22 protein-coding genes are annotated in these 23,473 nt (G+C 44.6%); 11 read left to right on the forward strand and 11 right to left on the reverse strand.

The window, feature by feature from the left end; translation table 11 throughout:
* The first annotated feature begins 15 nt into the window (after positions 1-15).
* Complete coding sequence (locus D0T66_RS08095; protein WP_163356753.1) at positions 16-663, forward strand: DUF47 domain-containing protein; 648 nt, start codon at positions 16-18, stop codon at positions 661-663.
* A gap of 9 nt (positions 664-672) precedes the next feature.
* Positions 673-1,716, forward strand: coding sequence for an inorganic phosphate transporter (locus D0T66_RS08100; RefSeq protein ID WP_163356754.1), 1,044 nt, complete (start codon positions 673-675; stop codon positions 1,714-1,716).
* Positions 1,717-1,823: 107 nt separating this feature from the next.
* Here D0T66_RS08100 and D0T66_RS08105 read toward each other — a convergent pair whose 3' ends face one another.
* From D0T66_RS08105 to D0T66_RS08140, 8 genes are all read right to left on the reverse strand, one after another.
* A complete protein-coding gene (locus D0T66_RS08105; protein ID WP_163356755.1) occupies positions 1,824-2,540 on the reverse strand; it encodes a LytTR family DNA-binding domain-containing protein in 717 nt (238 codons plus the stop codon).
* Positions 2,541-2,948: 408 nt separating this feature from the next.
* Entirely contained in the window at positions 2,949-3,341 is a 393-nt protein-coding gene (locus D0T66_RS08110) for an HIT family protein (RefSeq protein WP_163356756.1), read from the reverse strand.
* 7 nt (positions 3,342-3,348) lie between these two features.
* On the reverse strand, positions 3,349-3,819 hold the full coding sequence (gene greA / locus D0T66_RS08115; RefSeq protein ID WP_163356757.1) for a transcription elongation factor GreA: 471 nt from the start codon (positions 3,817-3,819) through the stop codon (positions 3,349-3,351).
* Positions 3,820-3,968: 149 nt separating this feature from the next.
* Positions 3,969-5,144: a TlpA disulfide reductase family protein gene (locus D0T66_RS08120; RefSeq protein WP_163356758.1), complete on the reverse strand. Its 1,176-nt coding sequence runs from the start codon at positions 5,142-5,144 to the stop codon at positions 3,969-3,971.
* A gap of 49 nt (positions 5,145-5,193) precedes the next feature.
* Positions 5,194-6,738: a YifB family Mg chelatase-like AAA ATPase gene (locus tag D0T66_RS08125; RefSeq protein ID WP_163356759.1), complete on the reverse strand. Its 1,545-nt coding sequence runs from the start codon at positions 6,736-6,738 to the stop codon at positions 5,194-5,196.
* Positions 6,739-6,778: 40 nt separating this feature from the next.
* Positions 6,779-7,936: a DUF4369 domain-containing protein gene (locus D0T66_RS08130; protein ID WP_163356761.1), complete on the reverse strand. Its 1,158-nt coding sequence runs from the start codon at positions 7,934-7,936 to the stop codon at positions 6,779-6,781.
* 218 nt (positions 7,937-8,154) lie between these two features.
* Positions 8,155-8,865, reverse strand: coding sequence for a tetratricopeptide repeat protein (locus D0T66_RS08135; RefSeq protein ID WP_163356763.1), 711 nt, complete (start codon positions 8,863-8,865; stop codon positions 8,155-8,157).
* A 99-nt stretch (positions 8,866-8,964) separates the two neighbouring features.
* Entirely contained in the window at positions 8,965-10,245 is a 1,281-nt protein-coding gene (locus D0T66_RS08140) for a M64 family metallopeptidase (RefSeq protein WP_163356766.1), read from the reverse strand.
* A 189-nt stretch (positions 10,246-10,434) separates the two neighbouring features.
* Between D0T66_RS08140 and D0T66_RS08145 the strand changes: the two genes are divergently transcribed.
* On the forward strand, positions 10,435-13,284 hold the full coding sequence (locus D0T66_RS08145; protein WP_163356767.1) for a putative LPS assembly protein LptD: 2,850 nt from the start codon (positions 10,435-10,437) through the stop codon (positions 13,282-13,284).
* A gap of 57 nt (positions 13,285-13,341) precedes the next feature.
* On the opposite strand, the gene coaA is transcribed toward D0T66_RS08145, so the two are convergent.
* Positions 13,342-14,283 carry a type I pantothenate kinase gene (coaA, locus tag D0T66_RS08150; RefSeq protein WP_163356769.1) on the reverse strand — a complete coding sequence of 314 codons (942 nt, stop codon included), beginning with the start codon at positions 14,281-14,283 and terminating at the stop codon, positions 13,342-13,344.
* A gap of 124 nt (positions 14,284-14,407) precedes the next feature.
* On the opposite strand from coaA, the gene D0T66_RS08155 reads away from it, so the two are divergent.
* The 8 genes from D0T66_RS08155 (at position 14,408) to D0T66_RS08190 (ending at position 21,798) form a co-directional block, all read left to right on the forward strand.
* Positions 14,408-14,980, forward strand: coding sequence for a hypothetical protein (locus tag D0T66_RS08155; protein ID WP_163356771.1), 573 nt, complete (start codon positions 14,408-14,410; stop codon positions 14,978-14,980).
* Between the two features lie 16 nt (positions 14,981-14,996).
* Positions 14,997-15,560: an NUDIX hydrolase gene (locus D0T66_RS08160; RefSeq protein ID WP_163356772.1), complete on the forward strand. Its 564-nt coding sequence runs from the start codon at positions 14,997-14,999 to the stop codon at positions 15,558-15,560.
* 150 nt (positions 15,561-15,710) lie between these two features.
* Complete coding sequence (locus tag D0T66_RS08165) at positions 15,711-16,304, forward strand: TetR/AcrR family transcriptional regulator (RefSeq protein WP_221412194.1); 594 nt, start codon at positions 15,711-15,713, stop codon at positions 16,302-16,304.
* Between the two features lie 7 nt (positions 16,305-16,311).
* Positions 16,312-17,334: a nitroreductase gene (locus D0T66_RS08170; RefSeq protein WP_163356775.1), complete on the forward strand. Its 1,023-nt coding sequence runs from the start codon at positions 16,312-16,314 to the stop codon at positions 17,332-17,334.
* 164 nt (positions 17,335-17,498) lie between these two features.
* The gene (gene sufB / locus D0T66_RS08175; RefSeq protein WP_163356776.1) at positions 17,499-18,956 is read left to right on the forward strand and encodes a Fe-S cluster assembly protein SufB; all 1,458 of its coding nucleotides are present in this window, start codon (positions 17,499-17,501) and stop codon (positions 18,954-18,956) included.
* A 207-nt stretch (positions 18,957-19,163) separates the two neighbouring features.
* The gene (locus D0T66_RS08180) at positions 19,164-19,769 is read left to right on the forward strand and encodes a DUF4254 domain-containing protein (protein ID WP_163356778.1); all 606 of its coding nucleotides are present in this window, start codon (positions 19,164-19,166) and stop codon (positions 19,767-19,769) included.
* 9 nt (positions 19,770-19,778) lie between these two features.
* Positions 19,779-20,801, forward strand: a complete 1,023-nt coding sequence (locus D0T66_RS08185) for a glycosyltransferase family 9 protein (protein ID WP_163356779.1) — start codon at positions 19,779-19,781, stop codon at positions 20,799-20,801.
* A 7-nt stretch (positions 20,802-20,808) separates the two neighbouring features.
* The gene (locus D0T66_RS08190; RefSeq protein WP_163356780.1) at positions 20,809-21,798 is read left to right on the forward strand and encodes a glycosyltransferase; all 990 of its coding nucleotides are present in this window, start codon (positions 20,809-20,811) and stop codon (positions 21,796-21,798) included.
* Between the two features lies 1 nt (position 21,799).
* On the opposite strand, the gene D0T66_RS08195 is transcribed toward D0T66_RS08190, so the two are convergent.
* Entirely contained in the window at positions 21,800-22,516 is a 717-nt protein-coding gene (locus D0T66_RS08195; RefSeq protein ID WP_163356781.1) for a glycosyltransferase family 2 protein, read from the reverse strand.
* A 3-nt stretch (positions 22,517-22,519) separates the two neighbouring features.
* Positions 22,520-23,467, reverse strand: a complete 948-nt coding sequence (locus D0T66_RS08200) for a UDP-glucuronic acid decarboxylase family protein (protein ID WP_163356783.1) — start codon at positions 23,465-23,467, stop codon at positions 22,520-22,522.
* Positions 23,468-23,473: the final 6 nt, after the last annotated feature.

Genomic DNA, 23,473 nt, shown 5'->3' on the forward strand with positions numbered 1-23,473 from the left:
CATTAACTTTATTGTATGAAAAACGGTTTATTCGATAGGTTCAAGCCTAAAGAAAGTAAATTTTTTCCTCTCCTCCGCGAAATGGCGGATGTTATAACCGAAGCTGCTTCTCTCATCGGAGATTGTGTGCAGGCTTCCAGTCACGAAGAAGTTGTCAGTATCTATAAAAAGATAAAGGAACAAGAGCATAAAGGCGACAAAATCCAGAATACTATTTTTACGGAACTTAACGATACGTTTATCACACCATTCGACCGCGAAGATATAGTCTCGCTTGCCGGCACTATGGACAGCGTGATTGATATGATTAACAGTTCGGCAAAACGTATTATGTTGTACAGCCCCAAATCCTTGCCCGAAAGTGCTCGGGTGCTGGCTTTACTCCTGCAAGATGCTGCATCCGATATTAAATCGGCAATCAATGATTTGCCTAATCTGAAAGGTAAAGCAGATAGTATTCGCGGGGCGTGTGGACACCTCAATGAAATAGAGTCTAAGGCGGATGATGTGTATGAGCATTTTCTCATCGATTTGTTCGAAAATGAAAAGGATGCCATAGAAGTTATCAAACTCAAAGATATCCTGCATGAGATGGAACGTGCGAGCGATTCGGCCGAAACGGTAGGGAAAATTCTGAAAACCATAATCATCAAGTACACCTAATAAAGCTCTATGACTTTACTTATTATAATTATTGTATTGGCTATCGTTTTCGACTTCATCAATGGTTTTCACGATGCTGCCAATTCGATAGCAACAGTTGTTACCACTAAAGTTCTTACACCCGTACAAGCCGTTATCTGGGCGGCATTCTTCAACTTCGTCGCATTTTTTATAGCTAAATTTATATTTGAAGATTTTGGTGTTGCTTCAACCGTTTCCAAGGTAATTGACTTGCCTTTGCACGAACCTGCAGCAGCGTCTAAAACTCTTATAGCTGCATTGTCGGCTGCTATTATCTGGAATCTTGCTACCTGGCGACTGGGTATACCGTCATCGTCTTCGCATACATTGATTGGCGGGCTTGCCGGGGCTGGTATTGTTTCTTATGGTTTCGATGTCGTTCATGGCGGAACTATCGGCTTGATTATAGCATTCATCGTTTTGGCTCCATTGATTGGTATGGTAGGCGGTAATATAATAACTATCCTTACATTACATCTGGCGCGTAAAGCCAAGCCGGCAAAAGCTGAACGGTGGTTTAAGAATCTCCAGCTGATATCATCGGCAGGGCTTAGTATAGGGCATGGCTTGAATGATTCGCAGAAAGTAATGGGGGTTATTGCAGTTGCCTTGTTTGTCAACCAAAGCCTTGGCCTTCCTGAATTTATGCAGGGTGATAGTCCTAATCATATAATGAATACGCATATGTGGCTTGCCCTTTCTTGTTTCGGAGCTATTGCTCTGGGTACAGTCTGTGGCGGTTGGAAGATAATGAAAACAATGGGTAACCGCATTACCAAGATTACTCCTGTTGAAGGGTTTTGTGCTCAAACCGCAGGTTCCTTGACGCTCTTCTTTACAGAGTTATTCAAGATTCCGGTGAGTACGACACATGTTATCACCGGTAGTATTATAGGTGTGGGCTCTATCAAGCGTCTTTCGGCTGTCCGTTGGGGAGTCACTAAAGACCTGCTCGTGGCCTGGATATTGACAATACCTGTCAGCGCAGTATTGGCTATGATATGCTATTACATATTAGGAATCTTTATGTAAGATTTTCTATTTAACAGATATACGGATATAAAGAAACCACTTACAGGCTTGTAGGTGGTTTCTTTATTGCAGAAAGGTGTGTATAATGTCAGGGGATCATATATCGTTTACTGAGAAAGTCTGTTTTTGATGAAGTCGTTCAAAAAATCGTTGCGGTATGAGTTTCCTATGGCTATCTCATAGCTTCCGATGAATATGTCGTTATTGTCGAATGAATCGACGTGCTCCATATTGATGATGTACGACTTGTTTATGCGGAAGAATATATTGGTCGGCAGCAGGTTTTGAATGGTCTTCAGGCTCATGCGTGAAATGATACGCTGATTATCGAGTTGGATAATAACGTAATCTTTCAGGCCTTCGATGAAGAGTATTTCGCTGAGTTTAATCTTGAAGTATTTCTTGTCGGATTTGACGAAGATATATTCATCTTCGATGCTGTCGATATTCTTCTTCTCTTCATTCAGCAAGAGAGAATGGTAGACTAATGCTTTATTTACCGCATTCCTGAATTTTGCAGGATCTATCGGTTTTATCAGGTATCCTATTGCATCCAGTTCGTAGCTGTCTAAAGCGTATTGGGAATAGGCTGTCGTGAAAATGACAAGTGTATCTTTAGGTATGCTTCGCGCAAATTCCAGGCCATTAACCCCGGGCATATTGATGTCCAGAAATATCAGGTCGACAGGTGTTTCGGTTATAAAGTTACTTGCAGATTCGGCATTGTTGAAACTGCCAGCTAATTCCAGCTGAGATATATCTGCTATTAATAATCTTATCCCCTCGCGTGCTATCGGTTCGTCGTCAACTATAATACATTTCATAATCTTATTCCAGTGTTATGCCACATAAGTCGTATGGGTTTCCGTTCAGCCCCCAAGAATAATATATCTAATTTCCTTTTGTGTTTACAACTTTCCCTCTTCTGTACAGGAAAACCTGCATGAATAAAACATCAAGCTTTGATGCGAGTTTATTGTTTGTTACTCTGATTGATAGTATATATCAAAATCTGCTTGGCTGTTTAAACTCTGATTTTTAATCGCATTCTCTACAAAGGTAATAAAAGAAGTGAAGCAAGTGTCATCTTTTATATATTTCCTTTCGCAGGTATGTTAAAATAACTTCTGTAAGAGGCGAATGGCATAGATGCTCATCATGAAAAAAGACAAAGAGTAAGGGGGTGTAAATACCCTATAGTCTTTGTCTTATGTTAGGTTTGCTATATTCTCTTATAGTTGAGCTTTTATCTTTTCGGCTATCTCCTTAAACTCAGTTTGAGTAAAAGTCAATCGTGTATTGGATAACAGCATGTCCGATTCTTTGTCTATCGGTATCAGGTGGATATGCGCATGAGGCACTTCCATGCCGATGGCCATCATCCCTACGCGTTCGCAAGGGATTGCCTTTTTAATAGCTATTGCTACTTTCCGGGCAAAGACTGCCAGTCCGGCCAAAAGTTCGTCGTCCAAATCGAAGATGTAATCTATCTCGACTTTAGGTATAACCAGTGTATGTCCCTCTTTCATCGGGCTTATATCGAGAAAGGCATAATATTTGTCGTCCTCTGCTATCTTGTATGATGGAATGTCGCCCGCAACGATTCTGCTAAAAACGCTATACATATTGTTTTTATATTGATATATCGACTATTTCGAAAGTCATTACTCCCTGAGGGACTTTGATTTCGGCTGTTTCGCCTACCTTCTTGCCCATCAGCCCTTGCGCGATAGGTGTGCTGACAGCGATTTTGCCTTCTTTCAGGTTGGCTTCGCTTTCGGCAACAAGCGTGTAGGTCATCTGCTGGTTGTTCTTCGTGTTGCGGATGGTTACCTTGTTCAGTATCTGAACTTTGTCGGTTCCTATCGCATCTTCGTTTATCAACCGCGCATTCGCCAACAGGCCTTTTAGCTGGGCAATTTTGGCTTCCAGCAAGCCCTGAGCCTCTTTGGCCGCATCATATTCTGCATTTTCGGACAAATCCCCTTTATCGCGTGCTTCAGCAATCTGGCGCGAAATAGCGGGGCGCTCAACTGTTTCGAGTTGATTTATTTCTTCTTTCAGCTTTTTATAGCCATCCTCAGTCATGTAAGTTACTGCCATAATGATTTTCTTGTTAATTCAAAATAAAATAAAGCGACAAAAAGAAAAAGAATCCTTGCCGGTAATGGCCAGAACTCCTTCCCTTTTCAGTATGATTTTGGTCAAATTTAGATACTATTCTTCAGATATCCAAATTTTAGTATGATGTTTTACAATAGTTTTTTGATTTCGTCATCTATATTCTCCGAGCCTAAGAGGCGTTTCACGATATTACCTTTCTTATCCAGAATGTAAGTAGTAGGCAAGCTTTGTACGTTGAATTTCTGTATCAATTCCGAGCCGAGTGATTTTTCGTCGTAAACGCAAATCCAAGGGAGGTTGGTAGCCGTATTTTTCCATGAGTGGGCATCGCTGTCGAGAGACACCTGATAGATAGCCACTTTGCCGGAATATTTTTCGAATACTTTATTCAACAGGATGTTATGAGCCGGAGAGTAATCGGTCTGGTAAGCCGTGAAATCGAGCAGGACAACTTTCCCGTGTAAAGAGGCCAGTTCGATTTGTTTGTTAGAGATGTCCGGCAATGATATCTTGAAGAAATCCTGTGAGTCTACCTCTTTCATGTTGTTATTCAGCTCGATAATATGTTGTTCCCTGTCTTTTTCTCTTTGGATATCAGCAAGAATCCCCAGTACAAAACTTTCTAATTGCTTTGTCCTTGGCGATTCGGGATCTTTGTGCAGCCATGCCGTGGCAACCGCCTGATACAAGGAGCGATCCTTTTTGTCGTAAGGGTCGAATATAAGTAAATCTCCTACTTTCTGGAACAAGGCAAAATAGGATGCATAACTGGTATAGTCGGAGCGGATAACTTTTTCGGCATAGGTTTTATAAGCTGCGACAGCTGTATTCATATCTGTGATATATTCATCCTGCGAAATCTCTTTCTTTTGAAGTTTGACCATCAGCGAGCGAACCGTATTTGTCAGCTTGTATTGCTCTAAGATGATTTCCTTCATCAGTTTGCTTTCGTCCGAACCTTCCACCGTATATTGGGCGGCAAAGGTCGGTTTCGATGCTTTCACAACAACTGTTTCTATCGAATCTATGGCTAAGTTGATAACCTGATTGCCTAATATCAGCGTATAAAACTCGCCGTGTTGAGGCGCATCCTGTTTGAACGAGAAAGTACCGTTGCTATCCAATTTGACCGAGTCGACCAAGGCATATTCATTCAGCCCCTGCTTTTGCAGATAGAGCATCGTCGAATCGGCTCCGCTGATTTCTCCTTCGATGGTGAAATGAGGCTTTTCCTCTTTACAGGACGAGACCGACAAGATGAGAAGTGTGCAAAGTGCACCAAGTATAAATTTAGATGTTTTCATATATATATCACCAAGATTATTCTTTGCAAAGATATGAATTATATGGAGATTATAGCTTATTCGCCCAAGTTTCTCTGTCCAGATTGCGGTAGCTGATTGCTTCGGCTAAATGATGAGGTTTTATTGTTTCCGAGCCGTCGAGATCGGCAATGGTGCGCGATACTTTCAATATGCGATCGTATGCCCGTGCCGATAGGTTGAACCTGTCCATCGCCGTTTTCAGGAGATTCAGTCCTTCGCTGTCGGGCGTCGCATATTGCGACAGCATTTTCGATGTCATCTGGGCGTTACAGTAAACGCCTTCTACATCGGCAAAGCGGACAGCTTGTATTTCGCGCGCTTTTATTACCCGCTGGCGTATCGAGGCACTCGGTTCGGCAGGTGTCTTGTCCGAAATTTTTTCGAATGGGACGGGCACTATCTCGATATGGATGTCTATGCGGTCGAGTAGCGGGCCGGATATTTTATTCAGGTATTTCTGTACCGCCCCGTTCGGGCATACACACTCTTTCTCGGGGTGGTTGTAGTAACCGCACGGACAAGGATTCATCGACGAAACAAGCATAAAGCTTGCCGGATATTCGACGGAAAACTTCGAGCGGGAGATACATATTTTTCTGTCTTCGAGTGGCTGGCGCATCACTTCTAATACGCTGCGGCTAAATTCCGGCAACTCGTCCAGAAAGAGTACGCCATTGTGCGAGAGGCTGATTTCGCCCGGCTGGGGATAGGCTCCTCCGCCGACTAAAGCGACATCCGAAATGGTATGGTGCGGGCTTCGGAAAGGACGCTGTGCCATCAAGGAGGTTTCGTTACCTATTTTACCCGCAACGCTATGTATTTTGGTCGTCTCCAATGCCTCATGCAATGTGAAAGGCGGTAGGATAGATGGTACACGCTTGGCCATCATTGATTTACCTGCACCCGGAGGGCCTATCATGATGATGTTGTGACCTCCTGCGGCAGATACTTCGAGGGCGCGTTTCACGTTTTCCTGCCCTTTTACGTCCGAAAAGTCGAACTCGAAGTTCTGCTGCAGTTTGTAGAACTCTTCACGGGTGTTGACGGTGGTTTTCTCCAATTCCGTATTTCCGTTGAGGAATTCAACGACCTCTTTTATATTGTCTACGGCATATACATCCAAATCGTTGACAACAGCGGCTTCGCGCCCGTTCTTTCGGGGGAGGATAATGCCTTTGAAACCCATTTCGCGGGCTTTGATGGCTATCGGAAGGACGCCTTTTATCGGCAATATGGTTCCGTCCAAAGACAATTCGCCCATGATAAGGTAATCTTCGAGTTTATCTCCTTCTATCTCTCCGGAGGAGGCCAGTATGCCTATTGCCAGAGGCAGGTCGTAGGCTGTCCCTTCCTTGCGGATGTCGGCAGGGGACATATTGATGACGATTTGCTGGCGGGGGAATTTATAGCCGTTGACTTGGAGTGCCGATATAATGCGCTCGTGGCTTTCCTTCACCGAAGCATCGGGAAGTCCTACGAGCATAAATTTTATACCTTTCGAGCAGTTTACTTCTATTGTGATCAAGGTGGCGTCGATGCCTTGCACGGCAGCACCATAAACTTTTACGAGCATATTCAGGTCTTGGTTGTTGGTTGTGCCGAGGATATAACTATCAACGGCGGAATGTATTTTCCTGCGCTTTTTTCACTTCCTCATCTATAAGTTCTTCCGTGCTGTAAAGCGAAATATCGCGATGAGCGATGTTTCCGTTGGGTAGGATTATCATATAGAAAGGCAAAGCGCGTACATTGTATATGTCGAGCAAGTCGGACGACCATCCTCCGTTTTCGGGAATCAGGCTCCATTTGACTGACCGCTGTATTTCTTTGGAAATAGGAACTTCCTCCGTATTGATTACGACTGTCACAAATTCGATATTGCTAACCTTCTTGCGCAGGTTCGTATATAGCTCTATGACATCAGGACGTTGTGCATCGCACATCTCGCATGTGGTAGAGACAAACATCAGGAATACATATTTGCCACGCAGGGAAGATAGCCTGAAATTCTTATCGGTTATATCATTGCGCGAAAATTCGGGAGCTATATTGCCTACCGCCGAACGCTTTATTTTGTTGCTGTAGGCGACTAAGCTGCGTGTCAGTTCGAACGTGGCGGCTTTTCCGCGCAACAATGCCAACGATTCGTCGAGCAGCGGTATCGTTGTTTCGTGCTTGAAGAAGGCATTGATAATCATTACGCTGGATATCTTGTCGGGATTGTTGCGCACATAGTCGGCGGCCACTCCCGATAGTTCGAAGTTGACATTCCGCAATTCTGTGACCTGAGGGCTTTCGGGTGAGAGTCCTTCTTCTTCCAGATAGCTGTTGTCGTCGATGTTTTTCAGTATATCGGTGCGTTTTTTCAGCAGGGCACTGTTTTCCTTCTTAAAGGCTGTGAGGTTATCGTTGATGTCCCCACCTTTGACAGCCAGCAGGTCAGTGTATAATACGTCGCCTGTGATGTTTATGTTCCAGCCTTTGTCCAACAGGGCGAATGCGTATTCGCTATTGTTGTTGAAGTACAGCGAAACAACCGTCAGGGTGTCGATAGAGCCTTTCAGCGAAAATAGCCCTTTCTCGTCTACTCTCACCGTATCCACTATTATAGAATCGCTATGTTCGCGGACGGCAATAAAATAGGGGGCGGTAAGGTTTTCGAGCTTACCTGTCATTTCAAAGCTGTCCGGCGCTTTTTCTTCATCGCAGGAGGCGAAGATAAATCCTGCAAGTAGTATGATAAAAAGCGCATATATATTAGTTTTCAACATTATTCCGTTCGTTTTAAATAATCAGACTGCAAATATAACTATAATTTCTTAACGTTTAATTTTCAAAATTGTTCTAAAAATATCTAAAAAAACAGCAACTCTTTTCGGGCAGAAATACTTTTTGTTTCCTGTACTTTTTCCCGAAGAAACAAAAAGCTGCTAACGATTATGTCAGCAGCTTTGTATAATATTATTTATTACTACCTTTTCCTCTTTTCTTACTTACCTTTCAGCAATTTAGCCTCTTCGATGTATTTGTCGGCTTCCATCATGGCAATCGAAGAATTCATGTAATTGTCTTTTACGAAAGTGAATAGTTCGATTACTTTGTCATGGTTTCCTTGCTCGCGGTATAGTAGCGCTGCTTTTTTGTAAAGGATAGGGCTTTGCACATTGTTGTCCACAGCCTTTGCTGCTTTTTCGTACAATGCGATTGCTTCTTTCTGTTTACCTGTCGAAACGAGGCAATCTCCTTTTGTTGCATCTATCAGATGAGAGAATACCTTGTCGCCGCTGTTGCTGTACGCATTCAGGTATTCGAGAGCTTTCTCGTAGTTGCCGAGGCGTGCGTGGCAGATTCCTGCATAAGCATTCGCCAGGTTACCTGTTTTAGTCGAACTGTAGTCGGCGGCTATTTTTTCGAACCCGGCATAGGCATTGGCATCGCCATATAATGCCAGCGAATCGCGTCCCATTTCGTAATACAATTGTCCTTGGGCGATTGCTTTTTCACTTTCCAACGAACGTGGAGTGGCATAGAAATGCTGGTAAGCAAGGTATGCACATGCTGCAATAACGCCTACTGCGATGACGCCGAGAATCTGCTTGCTGTATCTCTCGAGGAAATTTTCCGATTTGACAACTGCTTGGTCGATGCGTTCCCAATCCTTTTCTTCCCGAATCTCAGCTTGTTTCTTTTTAGAAGACATTGTTTCTGTTTTATTTATGTTTAAAATATTTTAATCCTAATTTAGAGCGACAAAAATAGCAGTTTTCTTCTTATAAAGAAAATCTAACCTCTATTTTTTTTAGTCGGTATAGAATTTTATCAAATTATCTAAGGCTTTTTGGCATGCCGGACAAAAATCTTTGCACGTATTTGTCCGCATCCGGCAATCGAAAGCAGGGCGATAAATCCCTTCGGCGGAGTAACCTCCACCCTCGTACACTCCCACCGGATAATCGTTTTTGCTGCCGGCAGGCGTCGGTACGGGTGTCCCTGCGGGCAGGAGAGCTTTCCATTTCGACGAAAAATCGACTAAAGTCGTAATATTCTGCTCCCACGGTTCGACGTCTAATGCGTATGTGCCTTCGCCTATATCGCCTTCGTAATAATATTCGTCGGCCAAACCTCCGAAGCTATGCCCGAATTCGTGAACGACAACGGGTGCAAATTCAGGGTGGCCTGTCGTGGTGAGCGTGTAGGCGTTGAATATGCCGCCGCCGCCATAGGTGTGGGTATTGGCTAAAATGATGATGTGCGAGTAGGGGATGCCGGCAATGGCATCGTGTATTTTCTTGACGTTGGTAGTGGTGAGGTAGCGCTCGGAGTAGAAGGTATCGAAATGAGAACCGAAAGCTGTCGATTTCCAGATGCCTTTGCGGGGTACGCTGACATCGGTATCTTCGGAGGTGGTCTCTACGGCTACAAAAGTGATTTTGTCCTGATGTTTCCCGAAAGGGGTGTGTGCTAAAATGCGTTCGGTCGCGATGCGTGCATGTTCCCTGAAAAGCGGCATCTCTTCCGCCGTATATCCTTCGGCCAGAATGGCAACGTGTATGATGCCCAGTTTGGCGGTTATCGCATGGTGGGTATAGGTATATTTGTGGGCAATGGATTGCCCTTTCTCCTTGATGAGAATGTCTTGAGGGTCGACGAGATGCTTTATTTTGCTATGGTAATTTCCCTGTCTGTCTCTCAGTTTTATTTCCACATAAACTTTATTCTTGGGATAAGGCACGAGGAATACGTTTTCGAAGCTACGCTTTACCGTTTGGGCTTCCTCGGTTATCTGCCACTCCTGAAAGAGCGTGCTGAATGCGTCTTTGTAGATGACCTTGCCCGAAGCGGCATCCGTAACAATCACCTGCCCGTTTCCTTTCAGGGCGAGGCTGTCTAAGTTATTCCACCTGCCTGCCCAGCCGGGGAGCCGGCTCATGCCATCCAAGGCTACATCCTGTGTGCCGGAAGTTCCGGTGAAGATATAGTCCAGCCGTAGTGTTTTCGTTTCGAAGTTGTCCGAAAACTTTTGGGCGGTGACATGGACGAAACTGCCAAGCAGGAGTATAATGGCGATGTAATATTTCATACCTGAACAACGTTTATTGAGTAAAATCCTTTATTTAGCAACGAAATTGTTAAAGAATCGAAAGATACTAAAAATACTCATATGTCAAGCTATATTTTTATTCACTTCGATTCGGGTTTTCGCCGATTATTGATTAGTTTTGCAGCTGAATTTTAATTTAGCATCTTATATTGTAGGGTTGCCTGATAGATGAATAAGTTACGTATTTTCACATATATACTGGTTTTGCTTGTGTTTTCAACGCCTTTCTGGGCGGCGCAAAAAGCTTATTCGTACAAGGCTGATACTCCATCTTTACCTTTGCGGACAGATACCGTAATCCCTTTAGATTCTTCACTCCTTCGGCGTACATTGCCTGTTCCGCGACGCGAATTGTCTGGTGATTCCGCTGACAATCAACCTTCGAGGCAACGGAAAGCCCCCCTTGTTGTAGACACCCTTTCCATCGATACCCTTTTTAGCGATACGCTGAAAAAGAAATCGACTTTGGATGCTGTGGTCGATTACAAGGCAAAGGATTCGATTGTCTTTACGGCGGGGAATATAGGGCATCTTTACGGTTCGAGCGAGGTGTACTATACCGACCTCAGCCTGAAAGCCGAAAATATAACCATGAATGTCGACAGCAGCATTGTGACAGCCAAATACGGGCTCGACTCGATAGGTGAAGAATTTGGTTATCCTGTTTTTGCCGAGAAGTCGGGAGAGTACGAATCGAAGAGGATGCGCTACAACTTCAAAACGAAAAAAGCCTATATCTGGCATACGATAACGCAGCAGGGCGAAGGATACGTGGTAGCCGAGAATGCGAAGATGAATCCCGACAAAACTTTCTTCATGAAGGACGGGACATATACGACCTGCGACCATCACGACCATCCACACTTTTATGTGCGGTTGACAAAGGCGAAGGTTCGTCCCGGCAAAAATGTGGTGACAGGGCCTGCTTATCTGGTTATCGAAGATTTGCCTATCCCGTTTCTGGGGATTCCGTTCGGATTTTTCCCGATTACCGATTCTTATTCGTCGGGGGTGCTTTTCCCGTCGTTCGTAGATGATATGGATAAAGGATTCGGTCTGCACGACGGAGGATATTATTTTGCTATTAACGATCATATCGATTTAGGCCTTAGAGGGGAGATATATACGAAAGGATCGTGGGGATTGAGTGCCCGGTCGACATATAAAAACCGATATAAATATAATGGTACGTTCGATATAGGGTATTTAGTTACTCAATTGGGCGAAAAGGGGATAGACCGTACTGTTCAGCGCGACCTGAAATTGAGCTGGACACACACGCAAGATCCTAAGTTCAATATGTACCGCACCTTCTCGGTGAAAGTGGATTATACATCGAGTACATACAACCGTAACCAGTTGAATTCGCAGGGGACACAGGCCTACACCGACAATAATAAGAGTTCGTCTATCACGCTGACGCAACGCATCCCGAATTCGCCTTGGACATTTTCGGGGATGATAAATGCTGCTCAAAGAATGAAGGACTCGACTGTTATGCTTACCCTGCCGCAGCTGAATATCTCGATGAGCCGTATTTATCCGTTCAAGCGGAAAGAGATGATGGGTGACGAGCGCTGGTACGAAAAAATATATATGAGCTATACGGCAGATATCCGTAACAGCATCACCACCAAAGAAGATAAACTCTTCGAATCGGATTTGACAAAAGACTGGAGCAACGGGATGAAATATTCCATTCCGATAGGGGCTACATTCAGTGTTCTTGACCATCTGAATATTACACCTTCGCTCAACTACAACGGACGCGTATATACGCGCAAGGTGGAAAGGGGATATGATCCGTTGCAAAGCAAAACGGGGCTTATGCCGAAAGATACTATCAGCGGCCTCTACCATGTCTACGATTTCAATTTTAACCTGTCCTTCCAGACAAAGTTGTATGGTATGTATAAGCCATTGATAGGAGGGAAAAAGATAGATGCCATCCGGCATGTGTTCACGCCGTCCGTTACCTATTCTTATGCGCCTAACTTTGCTTCTCCGCAATGGGGTGCTTACGAGAGCTATTCGTATTATGACGGAAACGGTGTCCTGCGAAAAGAATATTATTCGCCTTTCGAACGGGAAATATTCGGGACGGCGCCTAAGGGTATGCAAAGTTCGTTGAATTTCTCTTTCGAAAATAACCTCGAAATGAAGTGGCGGACGTCTGCCGACTCGTTGAAAAAGATTAGTCTGATTGATAATCTGGGAATCAACTTCAATTATAATATGGCAGCCGATTCCATGAAGTTGAGTAATATCAATACCAATATCCGTTTGAAGTTGAGCAAAAGCCTGACGATCAATCTGAGCGGGGTGTTCGACCCTTATTTATATGATCCCGTTTTCGACGATGTAGGTAATATAAAGGGACTGCGCAAAGCCGACCGGCTTCGTATGTCGCATGGCAAAGGTATCGGGCGCTTGATGAGTACCAGCTATTCGATCAACCCGAATATAAATCAGGATACCTTTAAGAAGTGGTTCGGGAAAGGAGACAAGGATGGTACGGGCGATTCCGATTCGCCCTCCGGACTGGAAGGCGAAAGTATGGAAGGTGATACGGACAAACCGAAGGAAAGCCTCTTTGCCAAAAAGCAGGATGACGATGGCGAGTACGACGATGACGGTTATCTGAAAAATGAAGTAAAATGGAGCTTGGGTATTCAGTATGGTATGAATTACGGGTACGACCAAAGCCGTATAGATAAAGATAAGCTCGAATATAAACGGAAGTTGAGACATACTTTCGGTCTGAACGGAAATATACAGCCCACCAAGAACTGGAATTTCTCGTTCAGTCTCAACTATGACTTTGATGCAAAGAGGGTAGCTTATTCTTCTTTCAATCTTTCGCGTAATCTGCACTGCTGGACGATTACTTCCAGCTTCTCGCCGATGGGACAGAACAAGTTCTTCTATGTCAAAATCAGCGCAAGCTCTCAATTGCTGCAAGACCTGAAATGGGAAGAGCGTAAGCGCGCATCGAGCATCGACCCTATATGGGATTAAGCAGAAACGGCACAATCAATATAATTGTACCGCCTGTTATATCATTTCTTACTTTACTTATTTCCGCAATCTCACATAATCTACTCCGTGATTTTCGCCTTTGTGCAGGATGAGGCTTGCCCGCTCGCGGGTAGGGACAATGTTTTTTCGCAGGTTCTTCCGGTTGATTTCGCGCCAGATGGTGTGCGCTATCTTTTCGGCGTCGTTGTCGGCTAATAGCGAGTAATTGTAGAAGTATGACTTTTCGTCGGCAAACGCTCCTTTGCGGAACTTCATGAAGCGGGAAACGTACCATTTCTCCAACTGGCATTCTTCGGCATCTACATAGATGGAGAAATCGACATAGTCGGACACGAAGCGGCGAGGCTTCTCCGAAGGGTAGTCCATTCCGCTCTGCAACACATTCAGCCCCTCAAGTATAAGGATGTCGGGCAGCTGGATAAGCGTTTCTTCTCCGGGAACGACGTCGTATATCAGGTGCGAGTATTTCGGCGCGCGCACTTCGGGCTTGCCGGATTTTATGTCTGTCACAAACTGCAACAGGCGCTTGATATCGTATGATACGGGAAATCCTTTTTTCAGCATGGTTCCCTTTTTCTCCAATACCTCGTTCGGGTACAGGAAGCCATCGGTCGTGACTAGCGATACACGGGTGTGCTCCTTCCAGCGGCTCAGCAAGGCTTGCAATACGCGGGCGGTGGTGCTTTTCCCTACCGATACGCTGCCGGCAATGCCGATGATGAAAGGGATTTTCTGCTGTTGTTGATTGAGGAATTTCATCAGTACCGTTTGCCTTCCCGTGCGGGCATTGACATAATAACTCAATAGGCGCGAAAGGGGGAGGTATATATCTTCTACTTCCTGCATCGAAAGTTCGTCGTCGATACCTTTCAGATTGTGAATCTCGCTTTCTGTCAGCGTGAGAGGTTCAGAGTTGCGCAAAGCAGCCCATTCCTCGCGCAAAAAAGTCATATAGGGACTTAGGGAATTATTTTCCATCGATAGTCATCATTTACGGCTGTAAAGATAGGAAATTTTCTATAAGGCTATTTGTTCCTTGTCGTTTTATATATAAGTTTGCATCCGGATATTTTTTTGATATAAATTTTATAACACGAAACAGATGAAACAAGTTAAAATTCTTTTCCTGCTTTTAGCCGTACTTCTGGCCGGAGCTTCTTGCGGAAGCGACGATGATGACAAAGTGTCGTACAAAAATGCCGACCTCGAAGGGTTGTGGGTTGCCAATGGATGGGGTAGTGCTATATCGGTAGGTGATAGCCAGATATCGACGCTGATTAAAAATTCCATTGAAGATATGTTTGGAACTGAGCCTACACAAATAGATGGCAAATACATCGCTTATTATTTTGATGGCGACGAAAGTGGTGTACAGGGTGTTAGTTCGACTTCCGGTTTGCTGGATGAGCATGGGCGCACGAATATTACTTACAATGTAACTAAAAATATACTTGCAATAAATGACGGGTCAGAAACCGAGCTTATTCCGATTAAATTGTATAATGAGAATATACAAATGAGTTTTACTTTCGACCTGACGAAAACTTATCAGGATAAGCAATTTATGCAAGAGCTACTGAATGAGGCCGGACTGACGCATATCGATGTGAATACGATCAAAGTGAAAGAAGTTAAGTGCCATCTTTCTTTCCTTAAAGTAGCTGCCGGAACCTGATAGGCATTTTACCTCAATGAAAGAAGAAAACAAAAACTGGGAGACATTGGGCTCCGAATATCTGCTGCAAGAGCCGTGGTGTACGGTCAGGCAGGATCATGTGAGGCTGCCGTCGGGAGTTGAAATACCGAATTATTATGTGTTCGAGTATAGCAACTGGACGAATGTTGTTGCTATCACCAAAGAGCAGCAGTTTGTTATGATCAAGCAATACCGGCACGGATTGGGCATCAGGACGTACGAACTTCCGGCGGGTGTGTGCGACGATACGGATGCCAATCCGATGGAGTCAGCCAAAAGAGAGTTGTATGAAGAAACCGGATATGGCAGTGGCGAGTGGCAACTTCTGACCGTTGTTTCAGCTAATTCGGGTACGCATACCAACCTTTGCTATTGCTATCTGGCGACCAATGTGGAGAAAATATCCACCCAGCATCTGGAGGAGACGGAAGATATAGAGGTGGTGCTTCTGTCGCTGGATCAGCTAAAAGAAGTCCTGCAGCAAGACCTGATGAAGCAAGCTATGCAGACTGCCCCTTTGTGGAAGTATATGGCGACACGCCATCTGTTTCAGGAATAAACAGCTATGTTTTTTTTGAACGATATAAAGTCCCGCCCCGGAAAGGCGGGCTTTTTTTATGGATGCATTTTGCGAAAAAAATCAAAATAATTTGCATGTGACCGAACGGTTACTTATATTTGTAGCCGATTGGTCACAAATAAATAATAAATGATGGCAAAAGAAAGAGATCGGCAGTTATCCGAAGAGAAATTGATAAATGCTGTTGGAGAATTGATAGAAGAAACGGGATTCGAGCATCTTGGGATTAATCAGGTTGCTAAAAAGGCCGGATTTTCCAAAAACCTGATCTACCGGTACTTCGAATCGTTGGACGGGTTGATTTATGCCTATATGAAGAAGTATGACTTCTGGGTGAATGCCATAACAGAACGGCCGGATGTGTCGGACGTTAAAGGGTATTTAAAAGGCTTTTATCGCAGGGAGATGGCCGAGTACAGGGGCAATATCGCGCTGAAAAGGTTGAGGCGCTGGGAGTTGGCTACGGATAAGGATTTTGTAATGGAGATTCGTGCACAACGGGAAAAGAACGGTGTACAATTCCTGCATATGATGGCCGGGTTCGCCAAAGTGGATAAGGCACAGATACAAGCTATATCTACTATTGTAGATGCCGGAATCGCTTATCTTGCTATGCTCGAAGAGAATTGCCGGATGTACAACGGCATCGATATTCAGAGTGATAGCGGGTGGGCGCAGATTGCTGAAGGAATCGATGCGCTTATAGATACAATAATAAAATAATATACGCATGAAAAAAATAAGTTTATTCTTCATTATAATTCTTTATTATATGGCAAGTATTAATGCGCAAAATGCCGATCATCTGTTTATGGTCGGAGAGGCGATAAAAGCTCCGTCGGGACATAATACGCAGCCTTGGCTTTTCAGGATCAGCGATGATGCTATCCAGATACTTCCCAATTATGATAAATCGCTGCCTGTGGTCGATCCTGATAACAGGGAATTATTTATCAGTTTGGGATGTGCAGCGGAGAACCTGCGCATTGCAGCCTCGCACAAAGGATATGCTGCCGCACTCGATATTTCGGAAGAAGGAATCATTACCGTGAATTTGACGAAAGATGCTTCTGTAGAGGTAGATAGCCTTTTTTGGCAGATTGCCGTCCGCCAGACTAACCGAAGCATATATAACGGGCAGATGGTTTCGGCGGATACCATCAACTTGCTGAAAAGAGTTTTCGACGAATCGCCCGTTAATGCTTATTTCTACGAAAAGGGAACAGCAGAATTCGATTCCATCGCCAATTATGTTGTGATGGGGAATGTATTGCAGATGCAGGATAAGGCATTTAAAAAAGAACTTAGATCGTGGATGCGATTTAATAAGAAGCATCAGGATGAAATGAATGACGGGTTGAGTTATGCGGTCTTTGGTGCTCCTAATTTGCCGAAATTCATCGTCAAACCGATTCTGTCGAAAGCTGTAAACGAAAAATCACAGAATAAGGGAGATAAGAAAAAAATAGCGTCGTCCTCTCATTTTGTCCTGCTGACCACAGCATCTAACACATGCGAAGAATGGATAAAGCTTGGCATCATACTGGAGCGCTTTTTGTTGAAATCGACGAGGTTGGGGATAATACATGCTTATATGAACCAGCCGAACGAGGTCAGCCACTTGTCTGCCGCAATGGCCGAAACGCTGAATATATCCGATGAACATCCTACCATATTGCTGCGGATAGGCTATGGAGAGAAAATGCCTTATTCGAAAAGAATGCCTGTGGAAAAGGTGATCCTAAATGAATAGCGGATAAGGGGAAAATATAGAAAGCCGGTTGGGGTATTTTTCTCTATCTATAAAAGATGTAAAATATTTATATCTGTTCGGCAAATGGATAGAATCTGCTTATCTTTGTGTATAGAACAATCGCGCGAGCTGCTTGTTCTCCATATTAAAAACAACAGATAACCATGCAGGAAGATCAAGATAAAATATTAGACGAAATCACCAGCGGCGAATACAAATACGGATTCGTCACCGACATCGAAACCGAAGTAATACCGGTCGGTCTCAACGAAGACGTTGTCCGCATTATTTCGGCAAAGAAAAACGAGCCCGAATGGATGCTCGAATTCCGCCTGAAAGCCTATCGTCACTGGTGTACGATGGAGATGCCCCATTGGGCGCATCTGGAAATACCCGAAATCGACTACCAGTCGATAAGCTACTACGCCGCCCCCAAAAAGAAAGACGGACCCAAAAGCATGGACGAGGTCGATCCCGAACTGATAAAGACATTCGACAAGCTGGGTATTCCGCTTCACGAGCGCGAGATGCTCGCCGGCGTGACGACGATGGCCGTGGATGCCGTTGTCGACAGCGTTTCGGTGAAAACAACATTCAAAGAAACATTGAAAGAGAAGGGGATTATCTTTTGCTCTTTCAGCGAGGCAGTGCAGGAACACCCCGATTTGGTAAAAGAATATCTGGGTTCGGTGGTGTCGTACCGCGATAACTTTTTTGCTGCGCTTAACTCGGCTGTGTTCAGCGACGGGTCGTTTGTTTATATACCGAAAGGCGTACGCTGCCCGATGGAATTGTCGACCTATTTCCGTATCAATGCTGCCAATACAGGGCAATTTGAGCGGACACTGATTGTAGCCGACGATGATGCTTACGTGAGCTACCTCGAAGGCTGTACAGCTCCTATGCGCGACGAAAACCAACTGCACGCCGCCATTGTGGAAATAATCGCTCTCGACCGTGCGGAGGTGAAATATTCGACCGTACAGAACTGGTATCCGGGCGATAAAGAGGGAAAAGGCGGTATCTATAACTTCGTTACCAAACGCGGCATCTGCAAAGGTGTGGCTTCTAAAATATCGTGGACGCAGGTCGAGACAGGCTCGGCTGTTACGTGGAAATATCCATCGTGCATTCTTGCGGGAGATAATTCCATCGGCGAATTTTATTCGGTCGCCGTAACCAATAACCATCAGCAAGCCGATACCGGTACGAAGATGATTCATATAGGCAAAAATACCAAAAGCCGTATCGTGTCGAAAGGTATTTCGGCAGGTGTCAGCCAGAACTCATACCGTGGTCTGGTCAAGGTTTCGGCTCGTGCCGAGAATGCCCGCAACCACTCGCAGTGCGACAGCTTGTTGCTGGGCGACAAATGCGGTGCGCATACCTTCCCTTATTCCGACATCAATAATCCTACGGCCATTATCGAGCATGAGGCTACAACCTCCAAGATAAGCGAGGATCAGATATTCTATTGCAATCAGCGGGGCATTGCCACCGAAGATGCCGTCGGGCTGATCGTCAACGGATACGCGAAGGAAGTGATGCAGAAACTCCCGATGGAGTTTGCCGTAGAAGCTCAAAAGCTACTCCAGATAAGCCTGGAAGGCAGTGTGGGGTAGGGCTTAAACGATAATTTACGAAGATGCTTTCAGTTTTGGGAGCATCTTTTTTTGTATGGAAACAGTCCTTTTTGCTATGGAAAGTAATACATGTAATGAAACAGAAAGGGAAAAACGATAAAAAGTTGAGAAGAATTATTTATATTTGTTATTCCATTAAGAGGGAACATAATAGAATAGTAATATCAAACATAATAGAATAATCCTATGAATTTCACTTCACTTTGCAATTCGATTTTCGAAAAAGCAATCAATGACTATCATACGACAAATGATGTAGATGCTCCTATCAATAATCCTTATACAGAAAGGACAATCGAGCAGCTATTGTATCTGAAAAACTGGATCGATACTGTTCAGTGGCATCTGGAGGATATTATCCGCGAACCGGGCATAGATCCCGTAGTAGCGTTGGGTATCAAGCGTCGCATCGATAAATCCAATCAGGAGCGTACCGACCTCGTTGAATTGATAGACAGCTATTTCCTCGATAAATACAAAGATATACAGCCGAAAGCATCGGCTCAGATCAATACCGAAAGTCCGGCTTGGGCGATCGACCGTTTGTCTATTCTCGCGCTTAAAATCTATCATATGAATGAAGAGGCTACGCGCAAGGATGCAACGGAAGAACACCGTCAGCAATGCCAGAAGAAACTGGATGTGCTGCTCGAACAACGCACCGACCTGTCGACTGCAATAGAAGAACTGCTGCAGGATATCGAGCAAGGGAACAAGTATATGAAAGTATACAAGCAGATGAAGATGTATAACGACCCGAATCTGAATCCTGTTTTATACGGGAAGAAATAGCGCATTCCTATGGCACGAGTTTTGGTAATCAGGCTATCGGCTTTGGGTGATGTGGCGATGCTTGTACCTGTTGTAGCCTCTGTCGCCGAGAGATATCCGCAGGATAGGTTTTATGTGATGACGCGTGTAGCGTTTACTCCTTTGTTCAACAATTTGTCGTTCAATGTAAATACGATTTCCGTAGACGTTCGCGGGAAGCATAAAGGCTTTTTCGGGCTGTTGAAGCTCGTTTTCAAGTCCGTCTTTATGGGATTTTCGCATGTGGTGGACGAGCACGACGTGTTGCGTTCCAAGCTTATCCGCTGGGCGATAATGCTCACCGGACGCAAGGTGCGCCATATAGACAAAGGACGCAAGGAAAAGCAGCAAATGATTGAGTCGAAAGTCCTCAATCCGCCCCTTAAACATACGGTAGACCGCTATCTCGATACATTTGTGAGGCTGGGCTTTCCTGCCGAGATATCGTTCAATAGTATTCTCGACTATGTGATGCAGGACTATTCTATTATAGAAAAGATTACAGGAAAGAAAGAAGGCAAGTGGATAGGCATAGCGCCGTTTGCCCGCCACGAAGGAAAGATGTACCCGTTGGAAAAGATGGAGCGGGTTGTAGAAATGCTCTCGAAAGAAGCTGGTACAACCGTTTTCCTCTTGGGAGGAGGGCGCAAGGAAAAGCATGTCTTGGATGAATGGCAATCAAAATATGCCCATACGATTAATCTGACAGGGCAGTTGAATCTGGAGAAAGAGTTGCAGGTAATGTCCATGATGGACGTGGTTGTTTCGATGGACTCAGCCAATATGCACCTTGCCTCGTTGGTGAATACGCCTGTGGTGTCGATATGGGGGGCAACCCATCCTTCGCTCGGTTTCTACGGATTCCGGCAGGATATCGACAATGCCATACAGATGGATTTGCCTTACCGTCCTACCTCGGTTTTCGGCGATGCCCCTTGCGATGAGGATTGCATGAAAGGAATAACCGAACAAATGGTTGTAGACAAAATACATCAGGTGATGAACAAAAAATAAGCAAACGATGCTGTTTTCGATAATAATCCCCGTTTATAACCGACCCGACGAAATCGATGAGTTGCTGAGCAGCCTTGTCGAGCAGACGGATACCGATTTTGAGGTGATTATTGTGGAAGACGGCTCTTCGATAGCTTGCAAAACGGTAGTAGAGAAATATGCAGGTAAACTGCCCGTCGCTTACTACCTTATAGAAAATTCCGGGCCGGGACAGGCGCGTAACTACGGAGCTAAGCAGGCTTCGGGAGATTATTTGTTGATTCTGGATTCGGATTGCATTATTCCCCCTGCTTATATCGCTTCCGTCCGCAACGAATTGCAGGAGACGAATGCCGATGCTTTCGGAGGTCCCGACAGGGCGCTGGATTCCTTTACGCCTGTGCAGAAGGCGATTAACTATTCGATGACGTCTCTTTTTACCACCGGCGGCATTCGCGGGCAGAAAAAGAAGATAGGGAAGTTCTATCCGCGTAGCTTCAATATGGGTATCCGCAGAGAGGTGTATGAAAAATTAGGCGGCTTTGCCAAGATGCGCTTCGGCGAGGATATAGATTTCAGTATCCGTATCTACAATGCGGGATATAAGGTTGCCCTATTCCTCTCGGCATATGTTTACCACAAGCGCAGGAATAATTTTAAGACTTTCTTTAAGCAGGTCTATAATTCGGGGATAGCCCGCATAAACCTGTATAAAAAATATCCCGATTCGTTGAAGATTGTGCATCTCTTTCCGTCGGCGTTTTTGCTATTCCTTATATTGTCTTTGCTGACGGCCTATTGGTGCGTTGCGGGGATGGCTTGTATCTCTCTATATACCTTGATTATCTTCTTGGATGCTACGATACAAAATAAGAGCCCCTATGTAGGACTCTTATCTATATTGGCTTCTTTTACGCAATTGATTGGCTACGGAAGTGGTTTCTTGTCCGCTTTCTGGAAGCGGGTTATTCTTGGTAAAGACGAATTTTCGGCTTTTGACAAGAACTTCTATAAGTAGTTTACTGCATACGGAATAATCCGTATTTCAGCATACAGATAAAGGCGCGCACGCCGTCTCTCCAACCGATTTTCTTCCCTTCTTCGTACGTACGTCCGTAATAGGAAATACCTACTTCGTAAATCCTTACTTTAGGGATGCGTGCTACTTTGGCTGTAACTTCCGGCTCGAAACCGAAGCGTCTTTCTTTCAGCTTGAGCGATTTGATGATGTCGGCACGGAAAAGCTTGTAACAGGTTTCCATATCCGTCAGGTTCAGGTTGGTGAACATGTTGGAAACAGTCGTCAGCATTTTGTTTCCTATCGAGTGCCAGAAGAACAGGATGCGATGCGCATTACCGCCCATAAAGCGCGAACCGAAAACCACATCGGCAAACCCGTCTACGATAGGTTGCAGCAGGATATTATATTCTTTCGGATCGTATTCCAAGTCGGCATCCTGAATGATGACATAATCGCCCGTTGCTTCGGCTATACCACGGTGCAATGCTGCACCTTTACCCATATTCTTGGGCTGTTCGTATAGCTTCATATCCGCTTGAGGATGGTCTGCGATGTATTTGTTTACGACTTCGATTGTATCGTCTTTGGAGCAGTCGTTTACAATGATGACTTCTTTTTCGAAACCTCCTATTAGGTTTACATCCAGTACTTTGTCCAAGATGAGGTGTATCGTTCTGGCTTCGTTATATGCAGGTACTACAATTGATAATTTCATAATTTATCCTTTCTTTAAAACTTCGTCAAAATAAGTGATTGTTTTGATAAGTCCTTCCCTTAACGGGATGGCAGGTTCCCATCCCAACTTTTCCTTAGCTAAGGAAATATCTGGTTTGCGTTGTTTCGGGTCGTCGCTCGGAAGCGGTTCGAATATCAATTTCGATTTAGAACCGGTCAGTTCCAATACTAAATTCGCCAGTTCGATCATTGTGAATTCGCCCGGATTACCTGTATTCACAGGGCCAACGAACGAATCGTCCGTACTCATCATCCGTACCATCGCTTCCACCAGATCGTCTACGTACTGAAAACTGCGTGTTTGCGTCCCATCGCCGTATATCGTGATGTTTTCGCCTTTCAGCGCCTGCACGATGAAGTTGGATACAACACGTCCGTCGTTCGGGTTCATCTTAGGACCATACGTATTGAATATGCGGATAATCTTTACTTTTACGTTGTTCTGGCGGTGGTAGTCCATAAATAACGTTTCGGCGCAACGCTTACCCTCGTCATAACAAGAGCGTATGCCGATAGGGTTCACATTCCCCCAATACGCTTCGGGTTGCGGATGAACGTGCGGATCGCCATATACTTCGCTTGTCGAAGCTTGTAGGATTTTCGCTTTCACGCGTTTAGCCAATCCCAGCATATTGATTGCTCCCATCACCGACGTTTTGATCGTTTTGATGGGGTTGTGCTGATAATGCACGGGCGATGCCGGGCAGGCAAGATTATAAATCTCGTCTACATCCACATGAAAAGGATGTACCACATCGTGACGTATCAATTCGAAATAAGGATTGTTCAATAGATGTGTAACGTTCTCTTTAGAACCCGTAAAGTAGTTGTCAAGGCAAAGTACCTCATTTCCTTCGTTCAACAATCTTTCGCAAAGGTGGGAACCGATAAATCCGGCTCCTCCGGTAACTAAAATTTTCTTTTTATTCATATGTCT

Source organism: Dysgonomonas sp. 25 (assembly GCF_010501075.1).
Lineage (GTDB): Bacteria > Bacteroidota > Bacteroidia > Bacteroidales > Dysgonomonadaceae > Dysgonomonas.